The 258-nt window shown below is 51.9% G+C and carries 1 other RNA gene; it reads left to right on the forward strand.

Annotated features, from left to right (window positions below):
* Positions 1-244: a transfer-messenger RNA gene (gene ssrA, locus HPT30_RS00375) on the forward strand; the annotation flags it as partial.
* Between the last annotated feature and the right edge of the window lie 14 nt (positions 245-258).

Consider the following 258-nt stretch of genomic DNA (forward strand, 5'->3'; position numbering starts at 1 on the left):
AGCTTAATAACCTGTGTGCGTGCTTCTACCCTGCATCGCCCATGTGACAGGGATAGGGGCTAACAAGTAGTGGGATACGCCGCTTGGTCTCCGCCTGGGGTCAACGGAAGAAGATAATCAGGCTGACCCAACGTATAGCCGGTTACGGGGCGATACTCGGGTGACATCAAAACTGTGACTACACTCGTAGAAACTTATGTGCCGTTATCTTCGGACAGGGGTTCGACTCCCCTCGGCTCCATATGGAGTATTAGAAAA

This window comes from Paenibacillus agri (genome assembly GCF_013359945.1).
Lineage (GTDB): Bacteria > Bacillota > Bacilli > Paenibacillales > Paenibacillaceae > Paenibacillus_AQ > Paenibacillus_AQ agri.